The following is a 24721-nucleotide window of genomic DNA, read 5'->3' on the forward strand; positions in this document are numbered from 1 at the left end:
CGGGTCACTCGTCGCGTTCGGAGGGGTTGCCCCGCTGGAAGGACCATGCCGGCAGCACGGCCGCATCGATCATGCTGCTGATCAGGCACGCGAGCGAGTAACCGGGATCGATCTCGCTGACCAGCCGCAGATAGTGCGCGGCGTGTGACGAGCGGCCAAGTGCCCACGACAGCCAGGCTGCGACGGCGAGCGGTGCGGGCCTGGCTGCGCGCGGAGCACGAGCAGCGGCTCCTCGCACGATCGTCAACGCGACCGTGAGTCGGTCGATGTCGGGCCGAGCGCCCCGCCCGAGGAACACTCCGCCCAGCTCGTCCGGCACGTTCGTCGTGTCTTCGGCGTAGGCCAGCTGCGCCGTGAGCACCCGATGGCCGGTAGCTAGATCCGTCGCCCATTGCAGCAGCGCCACGTCGCGAAACGGCGGTCGCTGCATGCACCAGAGCAATGCGGCCGTCGCGAACGGTGGCAGATTCTCCGGTGCATCGAGCAGGCCTTCGAAGAAGAGCGGCAGGTCATCGAGCAGCATCACGGCCGCGATGGCCTGCGGATTCATGCGTGCTCCGTCGGTGCCGGTGAGAGGGTCGTTCCCGAGCAGATCGGAGAGCTCGATCAGAGCGCGGCCGACGCGTTCTTTCTCGACGAGGTCGACCGACGGCAACGCGCTGCCGGAGTTCTGGTCGCCGGCGACATCGGCGAGCCCGGGAATCGAAGGGACGGCGGGGATCTCATCCAACGGGCGCAGCGCGGGGTCGTCGTGCAGGTAGCTCGCCCATCCCTCGGGGGTGACGCAGAGCGCGTCGACGATGTGCAGGCCGAGGTCGGCCGCGAGTGCGAGCAGCTCGTCGACGACGACGCTCGACGGCAGCACGATCCCGTCCGGGGTGTGCTGCGACACCTCGTCGGTGTAGACCACCACAGCGACGGCATCCGTCCCGCCGACCTGCGACAGCAGGCCGATCGCCCTGTCCACGTAGTCGTCCAGATCGACGTCGTCGCGTGGCAGATCTATGCGCATCGCACCGTGGGCGCGTGAGCGCTGGAACGGCAGCAGCACGATGCTCTGCCGCGGCGTGAATCCGGCGAGGGCAGGGACGAGGCCGAGGAAGTCGGCGGAATCTGTGGCACGAAGGACTGTGTTCATGCCGTGAGTGTCGCGTATCGAGAGGCGCGAGAACGGCTGTTCACAGCTGCAGCGGCTCCGGCCAGATGTGCAGGGAGAGTGTGGTGCTGCGGCAGCGGCGTACGATGGAGGAATGGACGAATTCTGGATCGCCGCCGCATGGTCGCTTCTGCCGACCATCGGAGTGAGCCTGGTCTTCTTCATCGTCATCCGCAGCATCATCCGCTCCGATCGCACCGAGCGGAAGGCGCATGCGCGGGTCGAGGCAGAGGAACGCGCGGCGCGCGGTCTTCCGCCCCGCACACCCTGACAGCCGCGCATCGCTCGCGCCCGTGGAATGACGGCATCCGATCGTGCCTCCGGGCTGTGTCGCTCGCACAGACTACGCTGAGCCTGACGCCGTATTCGGCGAAGCACGCGGTGAAGGTCCGGGGGTGAATCGCATGGAGCAATGGTCGTGGTGGGTTCTCGGCGTCGCCTTCGTCATCGACCTCGCGATCCGCATCACCGCCATCATCGTCATCCCGCGCAATCGTCGTCCGACCGCTGCGATGGCGTGGCTGCTCGCGGTGTTCTTCATCCCTTACATCGGCGTGATCCTCTTCCTGGTGATCGGCAATCCGCGCCTTCCTCGCGCGCGGCGGCGCAAGCAGGATCAGATCAACGCCTATATCGCCGAGACGAGCGATCAGTTGCACTTCGGAACGCTGCGACCGAACGCTCCCGAGTGGCTCACGCCTCTCGTCGAGATGAACCAGAAGCTGGGCGCTCTTCCGATCTCGGGAGACAACGGTGCACATCTGATCAGCGACTATCAGCGATCACTGGATGAGATGGCGGATGCGATCCGCACCGCAGACGACTATGTGCATGTCGAGTTCTACATTCTGCAGTCGGACGCCGCGACCGACAACTTCTTCCGTGCTCTCGAAGAGGTCGCAGCCAGGGAAGTCACTGTGCGGGTGCTGCTCGACCACTGGGCGAATCGCTGGAAGCCCCGCTATCGCCAGACGATCAAGCGACTCGATGCGATGGGGGCCGACTGGCACCTGATGCTGCCGATGCAGCCCCTCAAGGGCAGAATGCAGCGCCCCGATCTGCGCAATCACCGCAAACTCCTCGTCGTCGATGGGACAGTCGCCTTCGTCGGGTCGCAGAACGTCACCGACTCCACCTACAACCTGCCGAAGAACATCAAGCGCGGGCTGCACTGGGTCGACCTGATGGTGCGTATCGACGGTCCGATCGTGCTCGCCGTCAACGCCATCTTCCTCAGCGACTGGTACAGCGAGACCGACGAGGTGCTCAGCGAGATCGACATCACGCAGGCCGAGATCGGCAGCGGTGACCTGGACTGCCAGATCGTGCCGTCTGGACCCGGCTTCGAGGTCGAGAACAATCTGCGACTCTTCCTCGCACTGCTCTACGCGGCCCGCGAGAAGATCATGATCGTCAGCCCCTACTTCGTTCCGGACGAAGCATTGCTGCTCGCGGTCAGCGCGGCCAGCGACCGCGGCGTCGCTGTCGAGCTGTTCGTGTCTGAGGAGGGCGATCAGGCGGTCGTGTACCACGCGCAGCGCAGCTACTACGAGGCGTTGCTGCGCGCGGGCGTACGCATCTGGATGTACCGCAAGCCGTACATCCTGCACACCAAGAGCCTCACGATCGACGACGAGGTCGCCGTGATCGGTTCGAGCAACATGGACATGCGCTCGTTCGGTCTGAACCTCGAGATCTCGATGTTGGTGCGTGGTGAGGAGTTCGTTGCCGAGATGCGCACGGTCGAAGACGAGTACCGCGCCTTCAGCCGTGAACTCACGCTTGAGGAGTGGCTGCAGCAGCCGTTGCGCTCCACCGTGCTCGACAACCTCGCGCGGCTCACCTCCGCCCTGCAGTGAGTGCTGTCCTTGGCTAATCTGAGGGCATGACCAAGCCACTGCGTCTCATCCTGGCCGCATCGACCGGACTCGCTGCTGCACTGCTCGTCGCCGGCTGCGCACCGTCGCCGGGTTCGTCCGCGCCGACGAGCACCTCGACGTCAGACGACTCGGGCAGCTCGAGCGCACCGACCGGCGACGACATCGAGGCGGCCTGGCTCGACGATGGCCGCATGTTCGCCATCGTGACTTGGGGATCTTCGACGTGCGTGCCGATCGTGGATGAAGTCACCGGCGACGGACAGACGGTGACGGTGTCTCTGGTCGACCCGCCGAGTTCGGATGACGCGGAGAAGGCCTGCACGGCCGACCTCGCCCCGCGGGCGAGCGTCGGGGGCATTCCCGAGGGCGTGGATCCGACCCAGGACGTCGAGTTCATCGTCACGGTCGGCGACATCACCGACGATGTCGACCTCGATGGGAACGCGATTCTCGCCGGGACTCCCGACAGCTCGACCGATTATGCTCCGAGCGCCGGCTGGTTCGATGACGAGGGCGCAGTGCTGCTCACCTGGGGCTCGTCGAGCTGCCCGCCGATCGTGGAGAGCGTCGAAGAGCAGACGGGCGGCGCCACTGTCACGTTCGCCACCGAGGACGGGATGTGCACCATGGACATGGCGCCGCGTGCGATCGTGCTCGCCTTCAGCGACGACGATGATGGCGATGACGATGATGACGGCGAGTTCGTCCTGACCCTTGTCGGAGGCAACCTCGACGCGACGGTGCCGATGCTCAAGGGCTGACACCGACGAGCTGCTTATCGCCTGCTAGAGCGACTCCACCGGGTGGCCCTCCGGCAGAGCCAGCAGGAGCGCGCCAGGGGCGATGCGGCAGCGGATCCGCACGGCCTCCCCGAACTCGTCGCCGTCGAGTTCGATCGACGTCGGCTGCGTGGCGGCCGCTTCGGCGACCTTCCCGCGCAGATAGCGCACTGACGCATCTCGCCCACGGCGCTGCAGCACCAGTCGTCCGGCACGGAACCTGCGCAGCACCGAGTTGTCCCACCAGATCTTGCGCCAGACGCCGAGCCATCCGAACGGGCCGCTCGGCTGGATGATCGCGACATCCATCTCGCCGTCGGCGATCGAGGCCGACGGGATCAGCGCGATCCGGGCCGGCAGCGTGCCGCAGTTCGCGAACAGCACGCTGTGCACCTTGGTCGAGTGAAGTCTCGACTCATCCATCTGATAGACGATGCGAAACGGCTTGGCGTTCGGGAGAGATCGTGCGGCGCCGTCGACGTACGCCACCCAGCCGACCGACTTCTTCAGGTCGGGTCGCGTGTTCGCGATCATGTCGGCGTCGAGGCCGATGCCGGCGAGCACGACGAAGGCGTGCTCGCTCGTCTCACCGGTCTCCCTCGTGAGGGCGGCCCATCCGATGTCGATCGGATACCGGAACCCACCGAGCGCGGCCCGGATCATCGCCTCTGGTGCGGCGAGCGGCAGGCCCAGGTTGCGTGCCAGCAGATTGCCGGTACCGCTCGGGACGATCGCCAGGGGGATGCCGGTGCCGGCCATGGCTTCGGCGACAGCGCGCACCGTGCCGTCGCCGCCGGCGACGAGCACCACATCGGCTCCATGAGCTATGGCGTCTCTCGCGGCCTCCTGGCCGGCATCCTCGATCGTGGTCGGATGAAACGATGGCGGCGACCACCCCGCATCCTTCGACAATTCGCGCACAGCGGCGCGCAGGCGCTTCTCATCGACCTTGGTGGGGTTGTAGACGAGGGCGGCCCGGCTCTCGCGAGAGGCGCTCTTCCGCATGTCGTTCACTCTACGTCCCCGCCTCGGCGCCCGGGCACACCCCCCCCGATAGACTTGCTGAATGATCGACCTCGCTCTCCTCCGCGACAATCCTGACGTCGTCCGCCGCTCGCAGATCGCGCGTGGTCACGACGCCACCACTGTCGATCAGGCGATCGGGGCCGACCGATCGCGGCGGGCTGCCCTGAGCGCATTCGAAGAGCTGCGCGCCGAGCAGAACGCGTTCGGCAAGAAGGTCGCGAAGGCACCCAAGGAGGAGAAGGCCGCCCTGGTTGCCCAGGTGAAGGAACTCGCCGAGCGGGTGAAGCAGGCGCAGCAAGCGGCGAACGAGGCGGCGGATGCCGCGGCATCCGCCCTCGCGCTCATCGAGAACGTCGTGATCGAGGGCGTGCCGGCCGGCGGCGAGGAGAACTTCGTCGAGCTGCGACGCGTCGGCGACGCGCCGACCTTCGATGCGGCATCCTTCCCGAACGGTCCGCGCGACCATCTCGAGATCGGCGAGCTGCTCGGCGCGATCGACATGGAGCGCGGTGTGAAGGTGTCGGGCTCGCGCTTCTACTTCCTCCGCGGCATAGGCGCACGCCTCGAGATCGCGCTGATGAACATGGCGCTCGACAAGGCGCTGCAGAACGACTTCGTGCCGATGATCACCCCGACTCTCGTGCGCCCGGAGATCATGCAGGGCACCGGATTCCTCGGGGAGCACGCCGACGAGGTCTACCACCTCGACAAGGACGACGACCTGTACCTGGTCGGTACCAGCGAGGTCGCGCTCGCCGGCTATCACAAGGACGAGATCGTCGATCTGTCCGACGGTGCGCTGCGCTACGCAGGCTGGTCGACCTGTTACCGCCGTGAGGCGGGCTCGTATGGCAAGGACACCCGCGGCATCATCCGCGTGCACCAGTTCAACAAGCTCGAGATGTTCGTCTACACGGACCCGGAAGATGCCGAGGCGGAGCACCTGCGTCTCGTCGGCCTTCAGGAGGAGATGCTCACCGCGCTCGGGCTGTCGTACCGGGTCATCGACGTCGCCGCCGGTGACCTCGGATCGAGCGCCGCGCGCAAGTACGACATCGAGGCGTGGGTGCCGACGCAGGAGGCGTTCCGCGAGCTCACCTCGACCTCGAACTGCACCACCTTCCAGGCGCGCCGTCTCGATGTGCGGCACCGTCCGGCGGCGGAGGACGGCACCACCGCGAAGACGCAGCACGTCGCGACCTTGAACGGCACCCTGGCCACGACCCGGTGGATCGTCGCCCTGCTCGAGACGCACCAGCAGCCGGACGGCTCGGTGATCGTGCCCGAGGCGCTGCGGCCGTATCTCGGCGGGCTGGAAGTGCTTGAGCCGACGCTGCGGCTGGCTCAGGGTTCGATTCGGCAGGCGGCGAAGTGACGGCTGCCTGGCTCGTCGGCCTCGACGTCGACGGCACGATCATCCTGCAGGACGAGACCATGAGTCCCGGCGTGCCGGAGGCCGTCGCGCGGGTGCGCGACGCGGGTCATTTCGTCACGATCGCCACCGGGCGCAGCTGGATGGGCACGGAGCGCTGGGTCGACGCGCTCGAGATCACCCCGGAGTTCGTGGTCTGCTCGAACGGCGCCGTCACGATGCGCCGCGTCGGAGACGCATGGGAGCGGTGGCACGTCGAGACATTCGACCCGACGGCGGTGCTCGAGCTGCTCACCGAGCGACTGCCCGAGGCCCACTACATGGTCGAGCTCGCGACAGGCCAGCGGCTGTTCACCGGCGAACTCGATGACTGGACATTGAACGACGGCCGCTTGGTCGAGCTCGATGAGCTCGGTGCCGAGCCGGTTTCGCGTGTGGTGGTGGTCTCGCCAGGGCACAGCGAAGACGACTTCCATCGTCTGGTGGCGGATGCCGGACTCAACGAGGTCTCGTATGCGATCGGCTGGACCGCGTGGCTCGACATCGCCCCACAGGGCGTCGACAAGGGTACCGCTCTGGAGCGCGTTCATGCAGAGCTCGGCATGCAGGATGGCAACGTCTTCGTCGCCGGTGACGGCCGCAACGATCTCGGCATGTTCGGCTGGGCACTCGGTGTCGGCGGACGCGCGGTGGCGATGGGACAGGCGGTCGACGAGGTCAAGGATGCCGCCGGCGAGGTCACTGCCGACGTCGCGGACGGCGGGCTGGCGCTCGCGCTGGACACGCTGCTGGGCCGTCCAGCGGTCCCTCAGGTGGGGACGGGAGAATGAAACCGGCTAGACTCGACCACTGATCGACGGATTCGTCCGTCGATGGAGGGTTGTCCGAGTGGCCGATGGAGCTGGTCTTGAAAACCAGTGGGCAGAGATGTCTCGTGGGTTCGAATCCCACACCCTCCGCATCGAAAGGGCATTGAGTGAGCGAGAAGATCCGTCGCCGCAGGACTGTGGCCCGCCACGGTCAGCTGCGGTCCCCGGGCCCGATCAGCCAACTCCTCAAGATCATCGGCGTCGCGCTCGCCGTCGTTCTGGTGAGCGGTGTGAGCGTCAGCGCCTTCGTCGTGAGCGATCTGTACGGCACTGCCACTGCGGATGCCGTCGAGCTCGAGGGCCAGAAGCCGGTTCCTCCGGACATCGGTGAGTACGAGGGCGGCTTCGACATGCTGCTCGTCGGTACCGACTCCTGCGAAGACGCATACGCGTACCTGTTCGGAGACCGGTGCTCGGGTGATGACGCCGAAGGCAACCTGAACGACGTCAACATCCTCCTGCACGTCTCGGAAGAGCCGCGTCGAATCACGGCTGTGAGCTTCCCGCGCGATCTCATGCTCCCGATTCCGGAGTGCACGCGTGAGGATGGCAGCACGACGCCGGCGATGAGCAAGCAGCCGCTCAACAGTGCGTACATGGAGGGTGGCCTGAACTGCGTCGCCAAGACGATCGCGGAAGAGACCGGTCAGGACATCGAGTTCGCGGCATCCGTCACTTTCGGCGGCGTGATAGAGATCTCCAACGCCATCGGCGGCGTCGACGTCTGCCTCGCGACTCCCATCAAGGACCGCTACACCGGACTCGACATGGCCGCCGGAACGCACACGGTCATGGGACTCGAGGCGCTGCAGTTCCTGCGGACTCGCCACGGTGTCGGCGACGGCAGCGACCTGGGTCGGATCGGTAACCAGCAGCAGTACATGTCGAGCCTCTCGCGCAAGCTCATCAGCGGCGAGGTGCTCGGCAACGTGCCGACCATGCTCCGATTGGCGAACACCGCGCTGAGCAACCTCCAGCCGAGCCAGTCGCTCACCAACCCGACGACGATCGTCCAGGTCGCTCTCGCGGTGAAGGACGTGCCGTTCGAGGACATCGTCTTCCTGCAGTATCCGACCTATGAGGACCCGTACGACGCCAACAAGGTCGTGGCGGACGCGGAGTCCGCGCAGATCATGTGGGACGCGATCAACGCGAACCAGCAACTGCATATCACGCACGAGAACACCGAGAACGACGGCGTCGTCGTGCAGGAACCGGTAGCGCCGGCACCTGCTGACGGTGAGACCGCGACCGAGGAGGCGCCCGCGCCGACGGACACAGCCGTCGCGCTGCCCGACTCGATCAAGGGCAACTCTGCCGCGCAGCAGACTTGCTCGAACGGCAACGTCCGCTAGTAGGTACGCTCGACGGAGAAGCCGGGGCTAGTGTCACCCGGTCGTCGACCGCCGGATCACGAGTCCAGGCGGGAACACCGTCTGACGAGGGATGCTGGTGGCATCGGCCGCCTCCTCCAGAACGATCCGCAGGGCTGTGCGCCCGATCATCCGACTGGACTGGCGGATCGACGACAGCGGCACTGCGGCTGCGGCCGCGAACGGGATGTCGTCGAACCCGATGATCGCGATCTCATCTGGCACCAGCATCCGACCGCTGGTGACGAGTGACTGCACGAGTCCGAGCGCCAGCAGATCGTTCGCTGCGAACAGCGCCTCTGGCCACTCCCGGCGCGGTCGGGCGAGGATGCGGCTGCCCGCAACCGCGCCTTCTTCGACCGTCATGGCCGCAGTGGGGATCACTTCGACCTGATCGCCGAGCAGGTCGGCGGAGCCGGTGAGATCGCCGTGCTCTCGGCGTCAGCGAACATCGCCGACTTCGACTTCCGAGTCGCGACGCTGGACGCTTCACACAGAGGGCGCCTCGGGTTCCAGCCTGGGGCGCCCTTTGCGCGCACAGTTGTCAGGTGAGGACACAGATGTCGGTCGAGAATACGGTTCCTCGACCGACATCCGTGACTTCGGCTGACAAGTGTGTCGGTGAGGTCGGCTCAGCGCGGGTCGTACCGCACCGGATCGTGCGTTCGCGCGACGAACGTGCGCAGGTCTTCGAGCGTGCCGGCCGCGGCACCGAGCGCGCGGGCCTGCACGAGCACGTTGCCGAGAGCGGTCGCCTCGACCGGCCCGCCAAGCACCGGAAGACCAGAGCGGTCGGCCGTAGCCTGGCACAGCAGTCGGTTGAGGGAGCCGCCGCCGACGAGGTGGATGCTGTCGAGCTCGCGCCCGGACAGACTCGCCGCCGTACGAACAGCCGAGGCGAACGCCGCGGCGATCGACTCGACGATCATGCGGGCGAACTCCGGACGATCGTTCGGCACCGGGGAGCCCTGCGCGCGCAACAGGGCGGCGATGCGTGCCGGCATGTCACCTGGAGCGCTCAACGACGCATCGTTGGCGTCGAACAGTGCGTTCTCGCTGACAACGGCGGATGCGGCATCCAGCAGTTCGGGCAGGTCGATCGCCGCGCCGTCCTCCGCCTCCCACGCCCGCACCGTCTCACTGAGCAGCCAGAGTCCGGTGACGTTGTGCAGGAACCGGTAGCGTCCATCGACCCCGAGCTCGTGCGTGAAGTTCGCCTCGCGCGCAGCATCCGTCAGTACCGGCTCCGCGAGTTCCACACCGACGAGACCCCAGGTACCGCAGGAGATGTACGCCGAGTTCGGCGAGGAGAGCGGGACGGCGACGACGGCGGATGCCGTGTCGTGCGAGCCGACCGCGATCACTGGGAGATCCTTGCCGATGCGTGTAGCGAGTTCGGGGCGCAGCATCCCGATCGTCGAACCGGGGTCGACCAGGCTGGGGAGCGCGGCCGCCCCGATGCCGAGGCGATCCGCCAGGTCTGTGTCCCATTCACCCGAGCGCACCCCGAGGAGCCCGGTGGTCGAGGCGTTCGTGCGCTCCGCGACTCCGGTGCCCGTCAGAAGATAGGCGATCAGATCCGGGATGAGCAGAGCAGAGTCCGCATCCGCGAGCCGCTCATCGACGCGGTACTGATACAGCGTGTTGAACGGCAGGAACTGCAGCCCGTTGCGCTCGTACAGCTCGCTGAACGGCACGATCTCGTGAACTTCGGCAACGCCCCGCTCAGAACGCGAATCACGGTAGTGGAACGGCTGCGCCACCAGTTCGCCGCCTCGCAGCAGGCCGTAGTCCACGGCCCAGGAGTCGATGCCGATGCTCTCGATCGAGGGTTCGCGGCGCACCGCCTCGGCGAGTCCGTCGACGATGTGGCCGTAGAGCGCATCGAAGTCCCAGTGCAGCCCGTCTTCGCGTTCGACGGGGCCGTTCGGGAAGCGTGTGACGAGTTCGAGCTCAAGAGTGTCCTGGCTGACGCGGCCGATCATCACGCGTCCTGACGTGGCCCCGAGATCGACGGCGGCGACCGCCCGGGTATTCGTCATCGCAGGAAGGCTGCCGCGACGCCCGAATCGACCGGGATGTGCAGACCGGTGGTGCGGCTGAGCTCGGGGCCGGTCAGGACGTAGACGGCATCCGCGACGTTCTCCGGCACGACCTCGCGCTTGAGGATCGTGCGGTTCGCGTAGAACTGGCCGAGGTCCTTCTCTTCGACGCCGTAGGTCGCGGCACGGTTCGCGCCCCAGCCCGAGGCGAAGATACCGGATCCGCGCACGACGCCGTCGGGGTTGATGCCGTTGACGCGGATGCCGTGCTCGCCGAGCTCCACGGCCAGCAGTCGCACCTGGTGGGCCTGGTCGGCCTTGGTCGCCGAGTAGGCGATGTTGTTCGGGCCGGCGAAGACGGAGTTCTTCGACGAGATGTAGATGATGTCGCCACCGAGCTTCTGGTCGATGAGTACCTTGGCCGCGGCCTTCGACACGAGGAAAGAGCCCTTGGCCATGACGTCGTGCTGCAGATCCCAGTCCTTCTCGGTGGTCTCCAGCAGCGGTTTCGAGAGCGAGAGGCCGGCGTTGTTGACGACGAGGTCGACGCCGCCGAAGGCGAGCACGGCGTCGTTCAGCGCAGCCTGCACGGCGTCAGCATCCGCGACGTTGGCGGCGACGCCGATCGCGACATCCGTGTTTCCGAGCTCAGCCGCGGCGGCCTGTGCCTTCTCAAGATCGAGGTCGGCGACGACGACGCACGCGCCCTCATCGGCAAGACGGACAGCGATCGCCTTGCCGATGCCGGATGCCGCGCCGGTGACGAACGCGATGCGGCCCTGGTGCGACTTCGGCTTCGGCATCCGCTGCAGCTTCGCCTCCTCCAGCGCCCAGTACTCGATGTTGAACTTCTCCGCATCCGAGATGGGGGAGTACGTCGAGAGCGCCTCCGCGCCGCGCATGACATTGATCGCGTTGACGTAGAACTCGCCGGCCACGCGTGCGGTCTGCTTGTTCGCGCCGTACGAGAACATGCCGACGCCGGGGATCAGGACGATGAGTGGATCCGCCCCGCGGATCGCCGGGCTCTCGGCTGTCGCATGCGCGTCGTAGTACGCCTGGTAGTCGGCACGGTACTCGGCGTGCAGCTCGTGCAGGCGCGCGATCTGATCGTCGACGGACGCCGTGGTCGGCAGGTCGAGGATGAGCGGCTTGACCTTGGTGCGCAGGAAGTGGTCGGGGCAGCTGGTGCCGAGAGCCGCGAGTTCGGGTGCGCGCTCGGATGCCAGGAAATCGAGCACGACGTCGGAGTCGGTGAAGTGGCCGACCATCGGCTTGCCCGTCGACGCGAGGGCGCGGACCGTGCCTGCGAGCGCGGCCGCACGCTCACGACGCTCCGCCTCTGAAAGCGCCTCGAACCCGGCACGCACGCTGCCGAACGGGTCGGCCTTGCCGTTCGCCTCGATGTAGGCGGCGGCGGTGTCGATGATCCACAGCGAGTTCGACTCGGCCTCTTCTGAGGTGTCGCCCCAGGCGGTGATTCCGTGGCCGCCGAGGATGCAGCCGATCGCAGCAGGGTTCTGCTTCTTGATCTCCGCGATGTCGAGCCCGAGCTGGAATCCGGGGCGACGCCACGGCACCCAGACGACCTTCTCGCCGAAGATCTTCGTGGTCAGCGCTTCGCCGTCGACGGCGGTGGCGATCGCGATGCCGGAGTCGGGATGCAGGTGGTCGACGTGCGCAGCATCCACCAGGCCGTGCATGGCGGTGTCGATCGAGGGTGCAGCCCCGCCCTTGCCGTGCAGGCAGTAGTCGAACGCGGCGACCATCTCGTCCTCGCGGTCGATGCCGGGGTACACGCCTGTGAGCGCGCGGAAGCGGTCGAGGCGCAGAACAGCGAGGCCCTGCTCCTTGAGCGTGCCGAGGTCTCCACCGGAGCCCTTGACCCACAGCAGCTCGACCGGTTGCCCCGTGACGGGATCGGTCTCGGTGCCCTTGGCCGAGGTGTTGCCACCGGCGTAGTTCGTGTTCTTCGGATCCGCGCCGAGGCGGTTGCTGCGCGCGATGAGCGCGGCTGCGGTGGGGTTCGTCATGAGGCGATTCCTTCGGAGGGTGTGGGGGAGAGAAGGGGCGACAGGGCGGCGAGGCGTCTGGCCATCCGCTCGATCGATCGGGTTGCTGCCGGCTCCTCCGGGCGGTTGAGGTGGCCGTGCTGGGTTCCGTGTTCGGTGATGATCTCGACATCGCGCCCGGCGGCCGCGAGGGTCGTCGCGAAGTGCTCGGCGGAGACCCGCAGCTCGTCGACGTCGCCGTTGACGATGAAGGTCGGTGGGAACTGCGCCAGGTCGGATGCCGTGGCGCGTCCGGGAACAGCCGGCAGCGGTGCGTCGTCGACCGGACCGGCGAGATAGTTCTCGTACATCTTCAGCACCGACGCCGGGCCGAACCGATCAGCATCGGGGTTGGCATCGAGTGCTGCGCGCAGCTCGGCATCCGGAGCGGGCTGCACCGCGAGCAGCGTCGGGTACGCGAGCAGCACGAGCGCGGGAGACTCATCGGTGCCGGCAAGGCGGAGCGCAGCGCCGGCCGCGAGGTTTCCGCCGGCGCTGGTTCCGCCGATCGCGAGGGCGGACGGCGAGATTCCGAGCTCGTTGGCGTGCGTCAGCGTCCATCGCCACGCCGTCACCATGTCGTCGGAGCCGGCCGGGTAGGGGTGGCCCGGCTGGGCTGGCACTCCCTCATGGAACCCGTCCGGAACCGGTGCGAGCCGGTACTCGACCGAGACGACGGTCGTTCCGCGATCCGCGAGCTGCCTGGCGACCCAATCGGACTCGGGCATGTCGATGTCGCCGAACAGGAAGCCGCCGCCGTGCGCCCAGACGAGTCCTGTGCCGTCGGGCGCTTCGGCCGGGTACACGCGCACGAGTCCATCGGCGGCGGAGTACGGCTGCGTCACAGCATCCATTCCTTCCCGGAGTTCCGTGTGCGCTTCACGCGCCCCAGCCGGCCTGGACGCCGCCGACGCGGTCAGCTGCGATCTTCTGCTGGTAACCGGATGCCGCGTACGCCGCCATCGGATCGCCGGCGAGGCCGCGCGACTCGCGCCACTCGGCGAGAGCGGGGCGGACGTCGGTGTAGAACGCGTCCATGAACACGGCATTGGCAGCGAGCACGTCGCCCGACTTCTGGGCTGCGGTGAGAGCATCCTTGTCGACGAGCAGCGCGCGAGCGGTCATCTCCTGCACATTGAGGACCGAGCGGATCTGACCGGGGATCTTTTCCTCGACGTTGTGGCACTGATCGAGCATGAACGCCACGTCGGGGTTGTTCAGGCCACCGCCGCGGATGACCTCGAAGAGGATGCGGAACAGCTGGAACGGATCGGCCGCGCCCACGATGAGGTCATCGTCCGCGTAGAAGCGCGAGTTGAAGTCGAACGATCCGAGCTTGCCGAGACGCAGCAGCTGCATGACGATGAACTCGATGTTCGTGCCTGGCGCGTGGTGGCCGGTGTCCAGGCACACCATGGCCTTGTCGCCGAGAGTGCTCACCTGCGCGTAAGAGGTACCCCAGTCGGGAACGTCGGTGTGGTAGAAAGCCGGCTCGAAGAACTTGTACTCGAGCACCAGCCGCTGGTCATCGCCGAAGCGCGCGTAGATCTTCTGCAGTGACTCGTTCAGGCGATCCTGACGGCCCCGCAGGTCTGCCTGACCCGGGTAGTTCGAGCCCTCTGCCAGCCAGATCTTCAGGTCGCGGCTGCCGGTGGCATCCATCACGTCGATGCAGGCGAGGTGGTGGTCGATCGCCTTCTGTCGAATCGCGGCGTCCTCATGGGTGAGGGCACCGAACTTGTACTCGTCGTCCTGGAACGTGTTCGAGTTGATCGTGCCGAGGGCGACGCCGTGGTCCTCGGCGTGCTTGCGCAGGTCGTCGAACGAATCGACGAGATCCCACGGGATGTGCAGCGCGACGGTCGGGGCGAGAGCCGTGTACTCGTTCACCTGCGCGGCATCCGCGATCTTCTCCCACGGATCGCGCGGGGTGCCGGGGGTGCCGAACACCTTGAAGCGGGTGCCGGAGTTGCCGAAGGCCCACGAGGGGAGTTCGATCGACTGCTTCTCGAGTTCCGAGAGGATGGCGGGGGTGAGCCTGGTCACGATGCACTGCTTTCTTTGTCGGATGCTACGGCGGAGAGCTGCTCCGCGAGGTTGAAGACTTCGGTGAGGGGAGACGCAGCCTGGTCGGGCCGACCCTCGAGACCGATGAAGAACGGCGCCATCTCGGCTTCCCAACGGGTGGCGACGTCGGACTGCGCGAGGTACGCCTGCGCGGCCTGATCGTCGTCCGTCTCGTAGTAGCCGACCAGCATGCCGCCTTCGCCGAGGAAGAGCGAGTAGTTCCGGCGACCTGCCGCCGCGATCTCAGCAAGCATCTCGGGCCACACGGGTGTGTGACGGGTGAGGTACTCGGCGAGCATCTCAGGACGGACCTGGAGCCGGAAGCAGACGCGGGTGGTGGAAGTCATCGGCGACGTGCTCCTTGGTCGGAATGAAATGCGTGAATCGTTTCAATGATATGGCGGTGAGCCGTCGGCCGCAACATCGCTCGTCGGCGCGGTACGGTTTCAGTCCGAAGGGCGGATTCCTCTCGTCCTCGAGCCGATGCGAAGGAGCGGGCGTGGAACATCAGGAGCGGGCGCTTGCCGCATACGTGGAGCAGGTCGCCGCCGATCCGGAGACGCTCGGTGTCGTCGTGATCGGCTCGCTCGCCCGCGGCGTCGAGCGCGAGGACTCCGATGTCGATGTGTACCTCGTCGTGACCGCTGAGGCGTTCGCGCGCGCGACGGTCATTGATCGATGGGCATGGATCGATCGTCAGGGACTCGACTACCCCGGCTCGTACATCGACGTGAAGCTCTGCGACCTCTCCTACCTCCGCACCGCCGTCGAGAAGGCCGACGATCCGACTCGTGCCTCGTTCGCCGGAGCCAGAGTCGTGTTCAGCCGCACCGAGGAGATCGCCGACCTCGTCGCCGCGATCAGCGTTCTCGATGATGCGGCCTGGCGCGGTCGCATCCGCTCCCACATCGCCCAGGCGCACCTGCACGGTGGCTACTTCCTCCGCCAGGCGGAGGAGCACGGTGATCCGTTCCTTCTCCAGCACGCAGGGCTGCACCTCACGCTTGCTGCGGCGCGTGCCGCGCTGGCGTCGGCGCATCGCCTGATGCCCGGACCCAAATACGTCTACAAGCTGATCCGCGAGGTGCCGAGTCCGGAGGGATTCGTCGCGGCATGGGATGAAGCTCTGGAGAAGCCGGGCATCGTGACCGCGAACCCACTCCTCGCCATCCTCGACGAGTGGCTCGGCCGGGGCCAGTCCCGTGACGAATCTCTCTCGATCTTCATCCGCGACAACGAACTGGCGTGGCTGCGCGGTACGATCCCGGCCGAGTACTTCTGACACGGCTCAGCCCTTGACTGCTCCGCTGGTCATGCCTGCGACGATCTGCCGGTTGAAGAAGATGTACATCACCAGCGGGGGAATCGTGATGAGCAGGATGTTCATGAACAGCAGGTTCCACTGACTGACGGCCTGGCTCTGGAAGTTGTAGAGCGTCAGCTGCACCGTGGCGTTCGCGTCTCCCGGGAGGAAGTACAGGGGCCCGGTGAAGTCGTTGAAGACCGCGACCGACTGCACGACGATCACCGTGATCGCGACGGGCTTGAGCAGCGGCATCACCACGGTGAAGAACAGTCGCAGCGGCCCGGCGCCATCGATCACGGCTGCCTCGTCGAGCTCGCGAGGGATCGTGGAGATGAACGCGCGGAACAGCAGAATGCAGAAGCTCAGACCGAACGTCGCCTCGATGAGGATCATGCCCGGCATCGTCTTGAACAATCCGATGCCCTGCAGAACCCAGATCGTCGGCACGACCGCAGGCGGGACGATGAGGCCTGCCAGGACGAAGACGTTGATCACGTGATTCCAGCGGGACTTGCGGCGCTGGAGGATGTAGCCCACCATGGCGGCGAACACGACCATGATCGCCACGCTGGCGACGGTCAGCACTGTGGAGTTGATGAACGCCGTCACCAGCATCCAGTCGCGTGTCTGGAGGACCGTGACGATGTTCTCCCAGAGGAACCACCCCTGAGCCGGGAGCGAGAACTCGAACAGGGAAGCCTCGGCCGGATTCTTCACAGCGGTGAGGAAGATGAACGCGAACGGAACGATGAAGACGACGATCGACGCGAGAATCGCGATGATGCCGACCACATAGCGGGTGAAGAACCGTCGTGGCGTCATCGGTCGGTGTCCGTCGCGACGGATCTTCGTTCTCGACGAGCCGGCCGTGGTGATCGCTCTGGTGAGGGTCATTGCTCCACCTGCCTCTTGTTCAGGGTGTACTGGATGGGCACGATGATCGCGGTCACGACCAGGAACAGCACGACGTTGCCGGCAGTGGACAGTCCGTAGAATCCGGCTTGGTACTGCTTGTAGATCACCGACGCGATCACGTCACTGGTGAAGCCCGGGCCGCCCCTCGTCATGGCCCAGATGAGCTCGAACGAGCGCAGGCCGCCGATGAGCGAGAGCAGGACGACTGTTGCGGTGGCCGGCTGCACGAGTGGCAACGTGATGTTCCGGAAACGCTGCCAGGCGGTCGCGCCGTCGACCTTGGCGGCTTCGAAGTACTCCTGCGGAATCGCCACGAGCCCGGCGATGAAGATCAGCGTCGCGATACCGACGCCCTTCCACACATCCACGAGCGCGACGGACAGCAGAGCCCACGCAGGATCGGTCAGCCAACCAGGGCCCTGGATGCCGAGCGTCGCCAGTGTCTGGTTGATGAGTCCGTCGAACGGATCCATCAGCACCTTGAAGGCGATGCCGATGCCGACCGTCGAGACGAGCACGGGAAAGAAGATCGTCGAGCGGAGGTATCCGCGTCCGAGGATCGAGCCGGTGAGCAGGAGCGCCAGTGCGAGCCCGAACACCACCTTCAGTGCCGAGGTCACGAAGCCGTAGACGAAGGTGTTCACGAAGCCCTGGATGAGCATGGGCTCGGTGAAGAACTGGACGTAGTTGTCGAACCCGATGAACTCGATGTCGAACAGCGACCAGCGAGTGAGGCTGAAGTAGAACGAGGCGAAGGTCGGGACGGCGAAGAGGACGATGTAGAGCACGGCCGACGGGATGTAGAACCACGTCGGGTAGGAGCTCTTGATGCCCTGTCGGCCGCGCGGCGCGGTCGTCTTGGTCGCGGGTGGCGTCGCGATTGCTGTCATGGGTCTCTCCGATCGGTGAAGGGATTGCGGGGTGCGGGCGCGTGTCATGCGCCCGCACCTCGGATCAATGGGCGATCACCAGCCGTCGAGACCCAGCTGCTGCGCCTGCTTCTTCACGTCCTCGTCGTAGAGCGCAGCGCCGTCCTCGGCCGGGCGGATGCCGCTTCCCACCTCGACCGTGATGTTCTCGAGGTTCGGGCCCTTGATGGGGGAGAGGAACTCGAGGGCGGGGTTGGTGTTCCCCTCGTCGAAGTACGGCTGCATGTCCTTGAGCAGGCCCGGCACGTCATCCGGGAGCTCGCATGCGCTCGTTGCGAACGGTCCGCTGGGTACCATCACGGTCGTCTGGATCTCACATCCTCCGGGGGAGTTGATGAACGCGACGAAGGTCTTCGCAGCCTCGAGTTTGTCGCCTTCGGTGGTCTTCGGGATGTACACCGCGTTGGGCAGCCACACGGTCAACTTCGTGTCGGCGGCGTCGTGTGCCGGCAGCGCGAAGACGCCGAGATCCTCGATCTCGTCCGGGAAGTTCTGCTGGAACGTCGTCACGATGCCGGTCAGGATCGGGTAGTGCGCGCCTTCTCCAGTGGCGACCATGCGGGCGCCGTCGTCATACACCGCCGATGCGAAGTCCTCGTTCCACCAGTCGGCCTCGTAGCCCTCCTGCTGGTTGGCGAAGCCTGCGAGGGCCGGCTCGTCGACATACTTGCGCTCGCCGCCGGTGTACTCCTCGGCCCAGTCCGGATCCTGGGCTAGCACGTTCCCGAAGTCTCCGAGCACGAACAGCTGACTGGTCCAGGTGTCGCCATAGGTCTGAATCACCGGTGCGATGCCTGCGGCCTTGATCGCCTCGTTGTTGGCGGCGAACTCGTCCCAGCTGGTCGGCACCTCGAGGCCGAGGTCTTCGTAGACCTTCTTGTTGTAGACGATCGCGCCGGCCTGCGCGGAGCCGAACGGCGCCCCATAGATGCCGTTCTCAGTGGACACGACGGGGGTCATCGTGTCGATGAGGTCACCGACCCACGGCTGATCGTCGAGCGGCACGAGGTTCTGGTCGGGGTTCAGCGCCTGGAACAGCGATCCCGAGTTGTATCCGAAGACGTCCTCCATCTCGCCGGTCGCCAGCTTCGTCTTCATGAGGTTGTCGCCCTCGGTGCCGGCCGGTTGGGACTCCAGCTTCACGGTGATGTCGGGGTTCTCTGCCTCGAAAGCTTCGATGAGTGCCTCGGCGACTTCGATGTTGGAGCCTGTGTTCTGGGTAAGGAACGAGATCTCGACCTTCCCATCGCCGCTGTCGCCGCCGCCGGTGCTGCACGCGGCGAGAGGAAGTGCGAGGGCTGCGACGCCGGCTGCGGCGAGGAGGACCCTTGGGGTGCGGGTGCTGTTCATTCTTTTACCTCCATGTAAAAGCTGACTCCTGATTGCATGGCCTCGGCGTTGAGGCCATGTACGGTTGAACGTGATGTATTGAATCCATTCAACTCCCCCGTAACGTACGACGATCTCGACTGAGAGTCAACGGTGGCAACCAAGGTGCTCCCGAAATGTCATCTCAGTCGGGTGGGCATCGACCGCATTTGATTGAAGCGTTCAAATTCGTGCTTGACATCACGTTGTGAATCCTTTCAGGATGTGAAAACGCGTGTTGCGATGACGCACGCACGAAAGGACCACGCCATGACGGCCACCCCAGACACCACGCGACGCGACATCGAGACTGTCGTCACCGGCCTGCGCACTCAACACGGCGACGGACTGCTGGGGGTTCCGGAGCACGGGCTCCGCCTGACCTGGCGCTCCTCGAGCACTCGTCCCGGTGCAAGCCAGGTCGCGCATCAGCTCGCGACAGGACGGCCGGGTGAAGAACTCGTCCAGGGCGACATCATCGTCGGCGCAGATTCGGTCGCGGTATCGGCCGGAGACCTCCCGGCGGGAGAGCGGCGCAGTTTCGCGGTGCGCGTGGCGACGGATGCCGGGTGGACCGAGTGGAGCGAACCGCTCACAGTCGAGACCGGACTCGCCACTGACGACATCCGCGCCGTGGTCATCGGCATCCCGACCGAGGTGGAGGGTCCGAGCGCCGTGCTGCGCACCACCTTCGCGATCGACACCGTTCCGGAGCGCGCAAGGCTGCGCCTGAGCGCGCTCGGCGTGGTGGATGCCTGGATCAACGGCCGGCGCGCCACCGACGCCGTCCTCACTCCGGGGTGGACCTCGTACAAGCAGCGGGTGCTCCTCGACACGGTCGATGTCACCGCCCTGCTCCACGACGGCGAGAACACGATCGTGCTCGTCGTCGGCGATGGCTGGTACCGCGGCCGGATGGGCTTCGCGAACCGCACCGAGATCTACGGCGAGCGCTCGGGCGCGATCGCACAGATCGACTCCGAGCTCGGCATCCATGTGGCGACCGACGAGACGTGGCGAGGTGGATTCGGAGCGATCCGTTCTGCAAGCATCTACGACGGCACGACCACCGATCTCCGCGAGGCCCCGGTCGGGGTGCACAACACCGACTTCGACGACAGCCTGTGGCAGACGACCGAGGTGATCGAGTCAGACCTGTCGCGGTTCGAGCCGCGCTCGGCACCGCCGATCCGCGTCGTCGCCGAACGGGAGATGACGCGGACAGAACGAGATGGCGCCGTGCAGTTCAACGCCGGCCAGAACGTCTCCGGTTGGGTGCGACTGGTCGTCCGGGGATCCGCCGGAGACATCATCACCGTGAAGCACGCCGAGATCCTCGAGCCCTCGGGCGACCTGCACACCGCGGCTCTGCGCAGCGCCAAGGCGACCGACGTCTACACGCTCGACCGCGAGGGGGAACACACCCTCGAGCCGCAGTTCACCTTCCACGGCTTCCAGTACGCAGAAGTCACGGGCGCGGCAGCTGTCGTATCGGCCACGGCGGTCGCGGTCTCCAGCGACCTGCCTGCGCGTTCGACGTTCCGTTCGGCGTCGCCGGCGCTCGACCAGTTCCACTCGAATGTGTTCTGGTCGCAGCGCGACAACTTCCTCTCCGTGCCCACCGATTGCCCGCAGCGCGATGAGCGTCTCGGCTGGACAGGCGACGCCCAGGCGTTCGCCGCCACCGCGAGCACGCTGATGGACTCGGAGGCCTTCTGGCTCAACTGGCTGCGCGACCTGGAAGCCGACCAGACAGATGAGGGGGGAGTGGCATCCGTCGTTCCGGACATCATCCGCCGTGAAGACATGCGTATGGGCGGCCCGACGGTCGACAACATGGGGCGCGCCGGCTGGGCGGATGCCGCGACCATCGTGCCGTGGGCCGTCTACGAGTCCACCGGCAGCGCCGAGGCGCTCGTGCAGCAGCTCGACAGCATGCGTCGCTGGGTGGATCACCTCCGACGCCGGGCGGGCGCGGACATCGTGCTGCCCACAGAGCCGTTCCAGTACGGCGACTGGCTCGATCCGGATGCTCCGGGGGCGCAGCCGTGGAAGGCGAAGGTCTCCAGCGACTACGTGGCGAACGCCTTCTACGTCCACTCCGCGCGGCTCCTTGCTCGCGCGGAACGTCTCGTCGGCGATCGGGTCCGCGCGGCCGAGTACGACGCGCTCGGCGATCGCGTTGCCGAGGCCACCTGGCAGAGGTGGGGTGCTGAGGCGATCGGCAGCCAGACGGGTGCCGCGCTCGCACTGGAATTCCGGATCGCACCGGACGATGAGCGTGCTGCGATCGCTGACCGACTGGCGGAGAACGTACGGTCCGAGGCGGGCCGCATCTCGACCGGCTTCCTCGGCACACCCCTCGTGCTCTTCGCCCTGTCGAACTCCGGTCACCTCGATGAAGCGTTCCTGATGCTGCTGCGCCGGGAGGCGCCGAGCTGGCTCTACCAGGTCGACCGGGGCGCGACGACCGTCTGGGAGCGCTGGGACGCGATCCTGCCGGACGGACGGATCCACGGCGGTGACATGGATGCCGGATCCACCGAGGGCGGCGGCAGCATGCTGTCGTTCAACCACTACGCCTACGGCGCGATGATCGACTGGGTCTATCGGACTGTTGCCGGCCTCTCGCCGGCAGAGCCCGGCTATCGCGTCACGAAGATCGCACCGCGGCCGGCGGTCGGTCTGGAGCATGCCGCGGCATCCGTCGACACGTCCTACGGTCGGCTGGCGATCGATTGGCATCTGGACGGTGGAGCTTTCCACGCCTCGGTCGAGGTGCCGTTCGGAGTCCGCGCGCAACTGGATCTTCCGACGACCGCGGAATCGGTCGTCACGGTCGACGGCGCGCCAGCGCCTGGGGTGCTCGACAGCGGAACGCATGAGATCACGGTGACCGCACCCGCGGTCGCCGCGCAGAGATGAACGACGAGGAGAACGAATCATGACCGCACCGGTCATCGAGCGCGTCAGTGTCGACGCGCCGTACGGGAGCAACACTGTCGCCGACCCGAAGCCGACGGTCGGCTGGGTCACGCAGAGCGAGAGCGGCGGATGGCTGCAGGCGAGCGCGGAGCTCGAACTGCGCGGCGCCCAGGGGCGGGGTCCGGATGATGTGCAGACGCACGCCGTCGCCGGGCGGGAATCCGTCCGTGTCGCCTGGCCGTTCCGAGCGCTCCTGCCGCGCGAGGAGGTCGAGCTGCGCGTGCGGGTGACCGGTGAAGACGGCATCACCTCCGAATGGAGCGCTCCGCGCCGCATCATCGCCGGCTTCCTCGCCGACGGCGAGTGGGAAGCGCTGACGATCGCCGTCGCCGAGCCGGCCATCGAGGCCGAGGCTGCCGTGCTGCGACGCGAGTTCTTCGTCGACGGCGAGGTGCGCAGAGCCACGCTGTACGCCACAGCGGTCGGCGTCTATCAGGCAGCCGTCAACGGTGCCGACGTCGACGACCAGGTGCTCAAGCCAGGGTGGACGCCCTTCGACCGGCGCACCGTGCACGAGAGCACCGACGTCACGGCTGGGCTGGTCGACGGTGCGAACGCGATCGCCGTGCGGATCGCCGGCGCATGGGCGACGGAGCGCTATGGTTTCCGTGACCAGGCCGAGATCGTGTACACGGATCAGCCGCGCTTCGCAGCACAGCTGCTGATCGAGTATTCCGACGGCCGCAGCGCGATCGTGCGAACGGACGCCGACTGGGTGAGCGCACCAGGACCGATCGCGGCCAGTGGACTTTACGCCGGCGAAGAGCACGACGCGCGCCGCGCGCTGCGCGACTCGGCCGGGCGCTCGCCTTCGGAGGTCGGATTCGATGCGCGCAGCTGGGCATCCGTCGCCGTCGTCGCGGACATTCCCATTCCCGAAGCGCGGATATCTCCGTTCGTGCGCCGGATCGAAGAGCGCGCAGTCCGGGAGGTCATCACCACGCCGGCGGGTAAGACCGTCGTCGACTTCGGGCAGAACCTCGTCGGGCGCCTGCGGATCCGTGTGACAGGCGCCGCCGGCGATGTCGTCACGCTGCGGCACGCGGAGGTGCTCGAGCACGGCGAGCTGGGCACGCGCCCGCTGCGCGCCGCCGCGGCTACGGATCGGTACACGCTCGCCGGCGGCGAAGAGGAGATCTGGGAGCCGGAGTTCACCTTCCACGGATTCCGGTATGCCGAGATCGACGGCTGGCCCGGAGAGTTCGACCCGGCGGACGTCACCGCAGTCGTGATTCACAGCGACATGGAGCGCACCGGCTGGTTCGACACCTCTCATGAGCTGGTGCGGCAACTGCACGAGAACGTCGTGTGGGGCCTCAGAGGAAACTTCCTGTCCGTGCCGACCGATTGCCCGCAACGAGACGAACGGCTCGGCTGGACTGGCGACATCCAGGTCTTCGCGCCGACGGCGAGCTTCCTGTACGACGTCCGCGGCTTCCTGGACTCGTGGCTGCGGGACCTGTCCCTCGACCAGGTAGACGGGGTCGTCCCGTTCGTGGTGCCCAACGTGCTGGGCGAGGCTCGTCCGGCGGCAGCGTGGGGCGACGCGTCGACCGTCGTACCCACCGTGCTGCACGAACGTTACGGCGACCTCGACACCCTGGCACGCCAGTACGACAGCATGAAGGACTGGACCGACGCGATCCTCGCGCTCTCGGGGGACCGGCGACTCTGGGAGGGGATGTTTCAGTTCGGCGACTGGCTCGATCCGGATGCTCCGCCCGAGCGACCCGCCGAGGCGAAGACCGCCCCTGACCTGGTGGCTTCCGCGTACCTGTTCCGCTCCGCCGATCTCGTCGCGAAGGCTGCGACCCTGCTCGGGAAGGATGCCGAAGCAGCCGAGTATGCGCGGCTCGCCGAGGAGGTTCGTTCGGCGTTCCTCGCCGAATACGTCACGGCCGACGGTCGGATGCTCTCCGATGCGCAGACGGCGTACTCGTTGGCGATCGTGTTCGACATCGTCGCCCCGGAACAGCAGCAGGTGCTGGGCGACCGGCTCGCCGAGCTGACACGACTGGGCGATCACCGCATCGGCACCGGATTCGTGGGAACGCCGATCATCCAGGACGCGCTGACGCGCACCGGCCACCTCGACACTGCTCGGCTGCTGCTCACGCAGACCGAGAACCCTTCATGGCTCTACCCCGTGACGATGGGCGCGACGACGATCTGGGAGCGGTGGGATTCGATGCTTCCGGATGGGACGATCAACCCCGGTGAGATGACGTCGTTCAACCACTACGCGCTCGGCGCCATCGCCGACTGGCTGCACAGGGATGTGGCCGGGCTCGCACCGGCGGCACCCGGGTATGCGCGACTGCGCATCGCGCCCCATCCGCTGCACGGGTTCGACTTCGCCGAAGCCGTGCACCTCACGCCGTACGGGCGCGCCGGTGTGCGGTGGGACCGAGAAGGCGGCGAGGTCACGGTCGAGGCCGTCGTCCCCGCGAACACCGATGCCGAGGTGGTGCTGCCTGACGGTACGCGGCGCGAGGTGGGGTCGGGAACGCATCGCTGGACGGTTGAGATTCCCGCCGTGGTTCGCGGATAGCGGGGAGGCGACCAGTGATGTCGTACACTCTCGGAGATCCCCCCGAGAACTG

Annotated in this window: 20 protein-coding genes and 1 tRNA gene; 10 read left to right on the forward strand and 11 right to left on the reverse strand. The window is 66.6% G+C overall.

The annotated features are described in order from the left end of the window. Window positions 1–4 precede the first annotated feature (4 nt). On the reverse strand, window positions 5–1138 hold the full coding sequence (locus HDC95_RS09095; protein ID WP_259063084.1) for a DUF4192 domain-containing protein: 1134 nt from the start codon (window positions 1136–1138) through the stop codon (window positions 5–7). Between the two features lie 112 nt (window positions 1139–1250). Here HDC95_RS09095 and HDC95_RS09100 point away from each other — a divergent pair, with 112 nt between their 5' ends. The 3 genes from HDC95_RS09100 to HDC95_RS09110 all read left to right on the forward strand — a co-directional run bounded on the left by HDC95_RS09100 (window position 1251) and on the right by HDC95_RS09110 (window position 3797). Next, window positions 1251–1427: a hypothetical protein gene (locus HDC95_RS09100; RefSeq protein WP_259063085.1), complete on the forward strand. Its 177-nt coding sequence runs from the start codon at window positions 1251–1253 to the stop codon at window positions 1425–1427. Window positions 1428–1560: 133 nt separating this feature from the next. Beyond that, window positions 1561–3015, forward strand: coding sequence for a cardiolipin synthase (cls, locus tag HDC95_RS09105; protein WP_259063086.1), 1455 nt, complete (start codon window positions 1561–1563; stop codon window positions 3013–3015). 26 nt (window positions 3016–3041) lie between these two features. Continuing rightward, window positions 3042–3797 (forward strand): hypothetical protein, encoded by a 756-nt coding sequence (locus HDC95_RS09110; protein ID WP_259063088.1) that lies wholly within the window; start codon window positions 3042–3044, stop codon window positions 3795–3797. 24 nt (window positions 3798–3821) lie between these two features. Here the strand turns inward: HDC95_RS09110 and HDC95_RS09115 are convergent, their stop codons facing one another. Continuing rightward, window positions 3822–4820 (reverse strand): diacylglycerol kinase family protein, encoded by a 999-nt coding sequence (locus HDC95_RS09115; RefSeq protein ID WP_259063089.1) that lies wholly within the window; start codon window positions 4818–4820, stop codon window positions 3822–3824. 61 nt (window positions 4821–4881) lie between these two features. Between HDC95_RS09115 and serS the strand changes: the two genes are divergently transcribed. The 4 genes from serS to HDC95_RS09135 all read left to right on the forward strand — a co-directional run bounded on the left by serS (window position 4882) and on the right by HDC95_RS09135 (window position 8437). Then, a complete protein-coding gene (gene serS, locus HDC95_RS09120; RefSeq protein WP_259063090.1) occupies window positions 4882–6216 on the forward strand; it encodes a serine--tRNA ligase in 1335 nt (444 codons plus the stop codon). Then, window positions 6213–7043, forward strand: coding sequence for an HAD family hydrolase (locus HDC95_RS09125; RefSeq protein WP_259063091.1), 831 nt, complete (start codon window positions 6213–6215; stop codon window positions 7041–7043). Before serS ends, HDC95_RS09125 begins: the two co-directional genes overlap by 4 nt. A 44-nt stretch (window positions 7044–7087) precedes the next feature. Then, a tRNA-Ser gene (locus HDC95_RS09130) sits at window positions 7088–7172 on the forward strand. A gap of 17 nt (window positions 7173–7189) precedes the next feature. Then, window positions 7190–8437 (forward strand): LCP family protein, encoded by a 1248-nt coding sequence (locus HDC95_RS09135; RefSeq protein ID WP_259063092.1) that lies wholly within the window; start codon window positions 7190–7192, stop codon window positions 8435–8437. A 33-nt stretch (window positions 8438–8470) separates the two neighbouring features. Here HDC95_RS09135 and HDC95_RS09140 read toward each other — a convergent pair whose 3' ends face one another. The 6 genes from HDC95_RS09140 to HDC95_RS09165 all read right to left on the reverse strand — a co-directional run bounded on the left by HDC95_RS09140 (window position 8471) and on the right by HDC95_RS09165 (window position 14962). Then, window positions 8471–8821 carry a substrate-binding domain-containing protein gene (locus HDC95_RS09140; protein WP_259063093.1) on the reverse strand — a complete coding sequence of 117 codons (351 nt, stop codon included), beginning with the start codon at window positions 8819–8821 and terminating at the stop codon, window positions 8471–8473. Between the two features lie 266 nt (window positions 8822–9087). After that, entirely contained in the window at window positions 9088–10497 is a 1410-nt protein-coding gene (locus HDC95_RS09145; protein ID WP_259063094.1) for a rhamnulokinase family protein, read from the reverse strand. Next, the gene (locus HDC95_RS09150; RefSeq protein WP_259063095.1) at window positions 10494–12530 is read right to left on the reverse strand and encodes a bifunctional aldolase/short-chain dehydrogenase; all 2037 of its coding nucleotides are present in this window, start codon (window positions 12528–12530) and stop codon (window positions 10494–10496) included. Before HDC95_RS09150 ends, HDC95_RS09145 begins: the two co-directional genes overlap by 4 nt. After that, a complete protein-coding gene (locus HDC95_RS09155; RefSeq protein WP_259063096.1) occupies window positions 12527–13402 on the reverse strand; it encodes an alpha/beta hydrolase in 876 nt (291 codons plus the stop codon). Before HDC95_RS09155 ends, HDC95_RS09150 begins: the two co-directional genes overlap by 4 nt. 25 nt (window positions 13403–13427) lie before the next feature. Beyond that, the gene (gene rhaI / locus HDC95_RS09160; protein ID WP_259063098.1) at window positions 13428–14594 is read right to left on the reverse strand and encodes an L-rhamnose isomerase; all 1167 of its coding nucleotides are present in this window, start codon (window positions 14592–14594) and stop codon (window positions 13428–13430) included. Next, window positions 14591–14962: an L-rhamnose mutarotase gene (locus tag HDC95_RS09165; protein ID WP_259063099.1), complete on the reverse strand. Its 372-nt coding sequence runs from the start codon at window positions 14960–14962 to the stop codon at window positions 14591–14593. Before HDC95_RS09165 ends, rhaI begins: the two co-directional genes overlap by 4 nt. A gap of 152 nt (window positions 14963–15114) precedes the next feature. Between HDC95_RS09165 and HDC95_RS09170 the strand changes: the two genes are divergently transcribed. Then, window positions 15115–15897: a nucleotidyltransferase domain-containing protein gene (locus tag HDC95_RS09170; RefSeq protein ID WP_259063100.1), complete on the forward strand. Its 783-nt coding sequence runs from the start codon at window positions 15115–15117 to the stop codon at window positions 15895–15897. 6 nt (window positions 15898–15903) lie between these two features. Here HDC95_RS09170 and HDC95_RS09175 read toward each other — a convergent pair whose 3' ends face one another. From HDC95_RS09175 to HDC95_RS09185, 3 genes are all read right to left on the reverse strand, one after another. Further along, window positions 15904–16743 (reverse strand): carbohydrate ABC transporter permease, encoded by an 840-nt coding sequence (locus HDC95_RS09175; protein ID WP_259063172.1) that lies wholly within the window; start codon window positions 16741–16743, stop codon window positions 15904–15906. 68 nt (window positions 16744–16811) lie between these two features. Next, a complete protein-coding gene (locus HDC95_RS09180; RefSeq protein WP_259063102.1) occupies window positions 16812–17726 on the reverse strand; it encodes a carbohydrate ABC transporter permease in 915 nt (304 codons plus the stop codon). A 75-nt stretch (window positions 17727–17801) separates the two neighbouring features. After that, window positions 17802–19115, reverse strand: a complete 1314-nt coding sequence (locus HDC95_RS09185; RefSeq protein ID WP_259063103.1) for an ABC transporter substrate-binding protein — start codon at window positions 19113–19115, stop codon at window positions 17802–17804. 288 nt (window positions 19116–19403) lie between these two features. Between HDC95_RS09185 and HDC95_RS09190 the strand changes: the two genes are divergently transcribed. Next, entirely contained in the window at window positions 19404–22058 is a 2655-nt protein-coding gene (locus HDC95_RS09190) for an alpha-L-rhamnosidase (protein ID WP_259063104.1), read from the forward strand. 19 nt (window positions 22059–22077) lie between these two features. Next, window positions 22078–24669, forward strand: coding sequence for an alpha-L-rhamnosidase (locus HDC95_RS09195; RefSeq protein WP_259063105.1), 2592 nt, complete (start codon window positions 22078–22080; stop codon window positions 24667–24669). The last annotated feature ends 52 nt before the right edge of the window (window positions 24670–24721 follow it).

This window comes from Microbacterium sp. AK031, from assembly GCF_024807145.1.
Taxonomy (GTDB): Bacteria; Actinomycetota; Actinomycetes; order Actinomycetales; family Microbacteriaceae; genus Microbacterium.

What these genes read in the sequence shown, in the direction of transcription:
- HDC95_RS09095 (WP_259063084.1), bottom strand. Translation starts at nt 1,138, where the DNA reads ATGAACACAGTCCTTCGTGCCACAGATTCCGCCGACTTCCTCGGCCTC.
- HDC95_RS09100 (WP_259063085.1), top strand. Translation starts at nt 1,251, where the DNA reads ATGGACGAATTCTGGATCGCCGCCGCATGGTCGCTTCTGCCGACCATC.
- cls (WP_259063086.1), top strand. Translation starts at nt 1,561, where the DNA reads ATGGAGCAATGGTCGTGGTGGGTTCTCGGCGTCGCCTTCGTCATCGAC.
- HDC95_RS09110 (WP_259063088.1), top strand. Translation starts at nt 3,042, where the DNA reads ATGACCAAGCCACTGCGTCTCATCCTGGCCGCATCGACCGGACTCGCT.
- HDC95_RS09115 (WP_259063089.1), bottom strand. Translation starts at nt 4,820, where the DNA reads ATGCGGAAGAGCGCCTCTCGCGAGAGCCGGGCCGCCCTCGTCTACAAC.
- serS (WP_259063090.1), top strand. Translation starts at nt 4,882, where the DNA reads ATGATCGACCTCGCTCTCCTCCGCGACAATCCTGACGTCGTCCGCCGC.
- HDC95_RS09140 (WP_259063093.1), bottom strand. Translation starts at nt 8,821, where the DNA reads ATGACGGTCGAAGAAGGCGCGGTTGCGGGCAGCCGCATCCTCGCCCGA.
- HDC95_RS09145 (WP_259063094.1), bottom strand. Translation starts at nt 10,497, where the DNA reads ATGACGAATACCCGGGCGGTCGCCGCCGTCGATCTCGGGGCCACGTCA.
- HDC95_RS09150 (WP_259063095.1), bottom strand. Translation starts at nt 12,530, where the DNA reads ATGACGAACCCCACCGCAGCCGCGCTCATCGCGCGCAGCAACCGCCTC.
- HDC95_RS09155 (WP_259063096.1), bottom strand. Translation starts at nt 13,402, where the DNA reads ATGGATGCTGTGACGCAGCCGTACTCCGCCGCCGATGGACTCGTGCGC.
- HDC95_RS09165 (WP_259063099.1), bottom strand. Translation starts at nt 14,962, where the DNA reads ATGACTTCCACCACCCGCGTCTGCTTCCGGCTCCAGGTCCGTCCTGAG.
- HDC95_RS09175 (WP_259063172.1), bottom strand. Translation starts at nt 16,743, where the DNA reads ATGACGCCACGACGGTTCTTCACCCGCTATGTGGTCGGCATCATCGCG.
- HDC95_RS09180 (WP_259063102.1), bottom strand. Translation starts at nt 17,726, where the DNA reads ATGACAGCAATCGCGACGCCACCCGCGACCAAGACGACCGCGCCGCGC.
- HDC95_RS09185 (WP_259063103.1), bottom strand. Translation starts at nt 19,115, where the DNA reads ATGAACAGCACCCGCACCCCAAGGGTCCTCCTCGCCGCAGCCGGCGTC.
- HDC95_RS09190 (WP_259063104.1), top strand. Translation starts at nt 19,404, where the DNA reads ATGACGGCCACCCCAGACACCACGCGACGCGACATCGAGACTGTCGTC.
- HDC95_RS09195 (WP_259063105.1), top strand. Translation starts at nt 22,078, where the DNA reads ATGACCGCACCGGTCATCGAGCGCGTCAGTGTCGACGCGCCGTACGGG.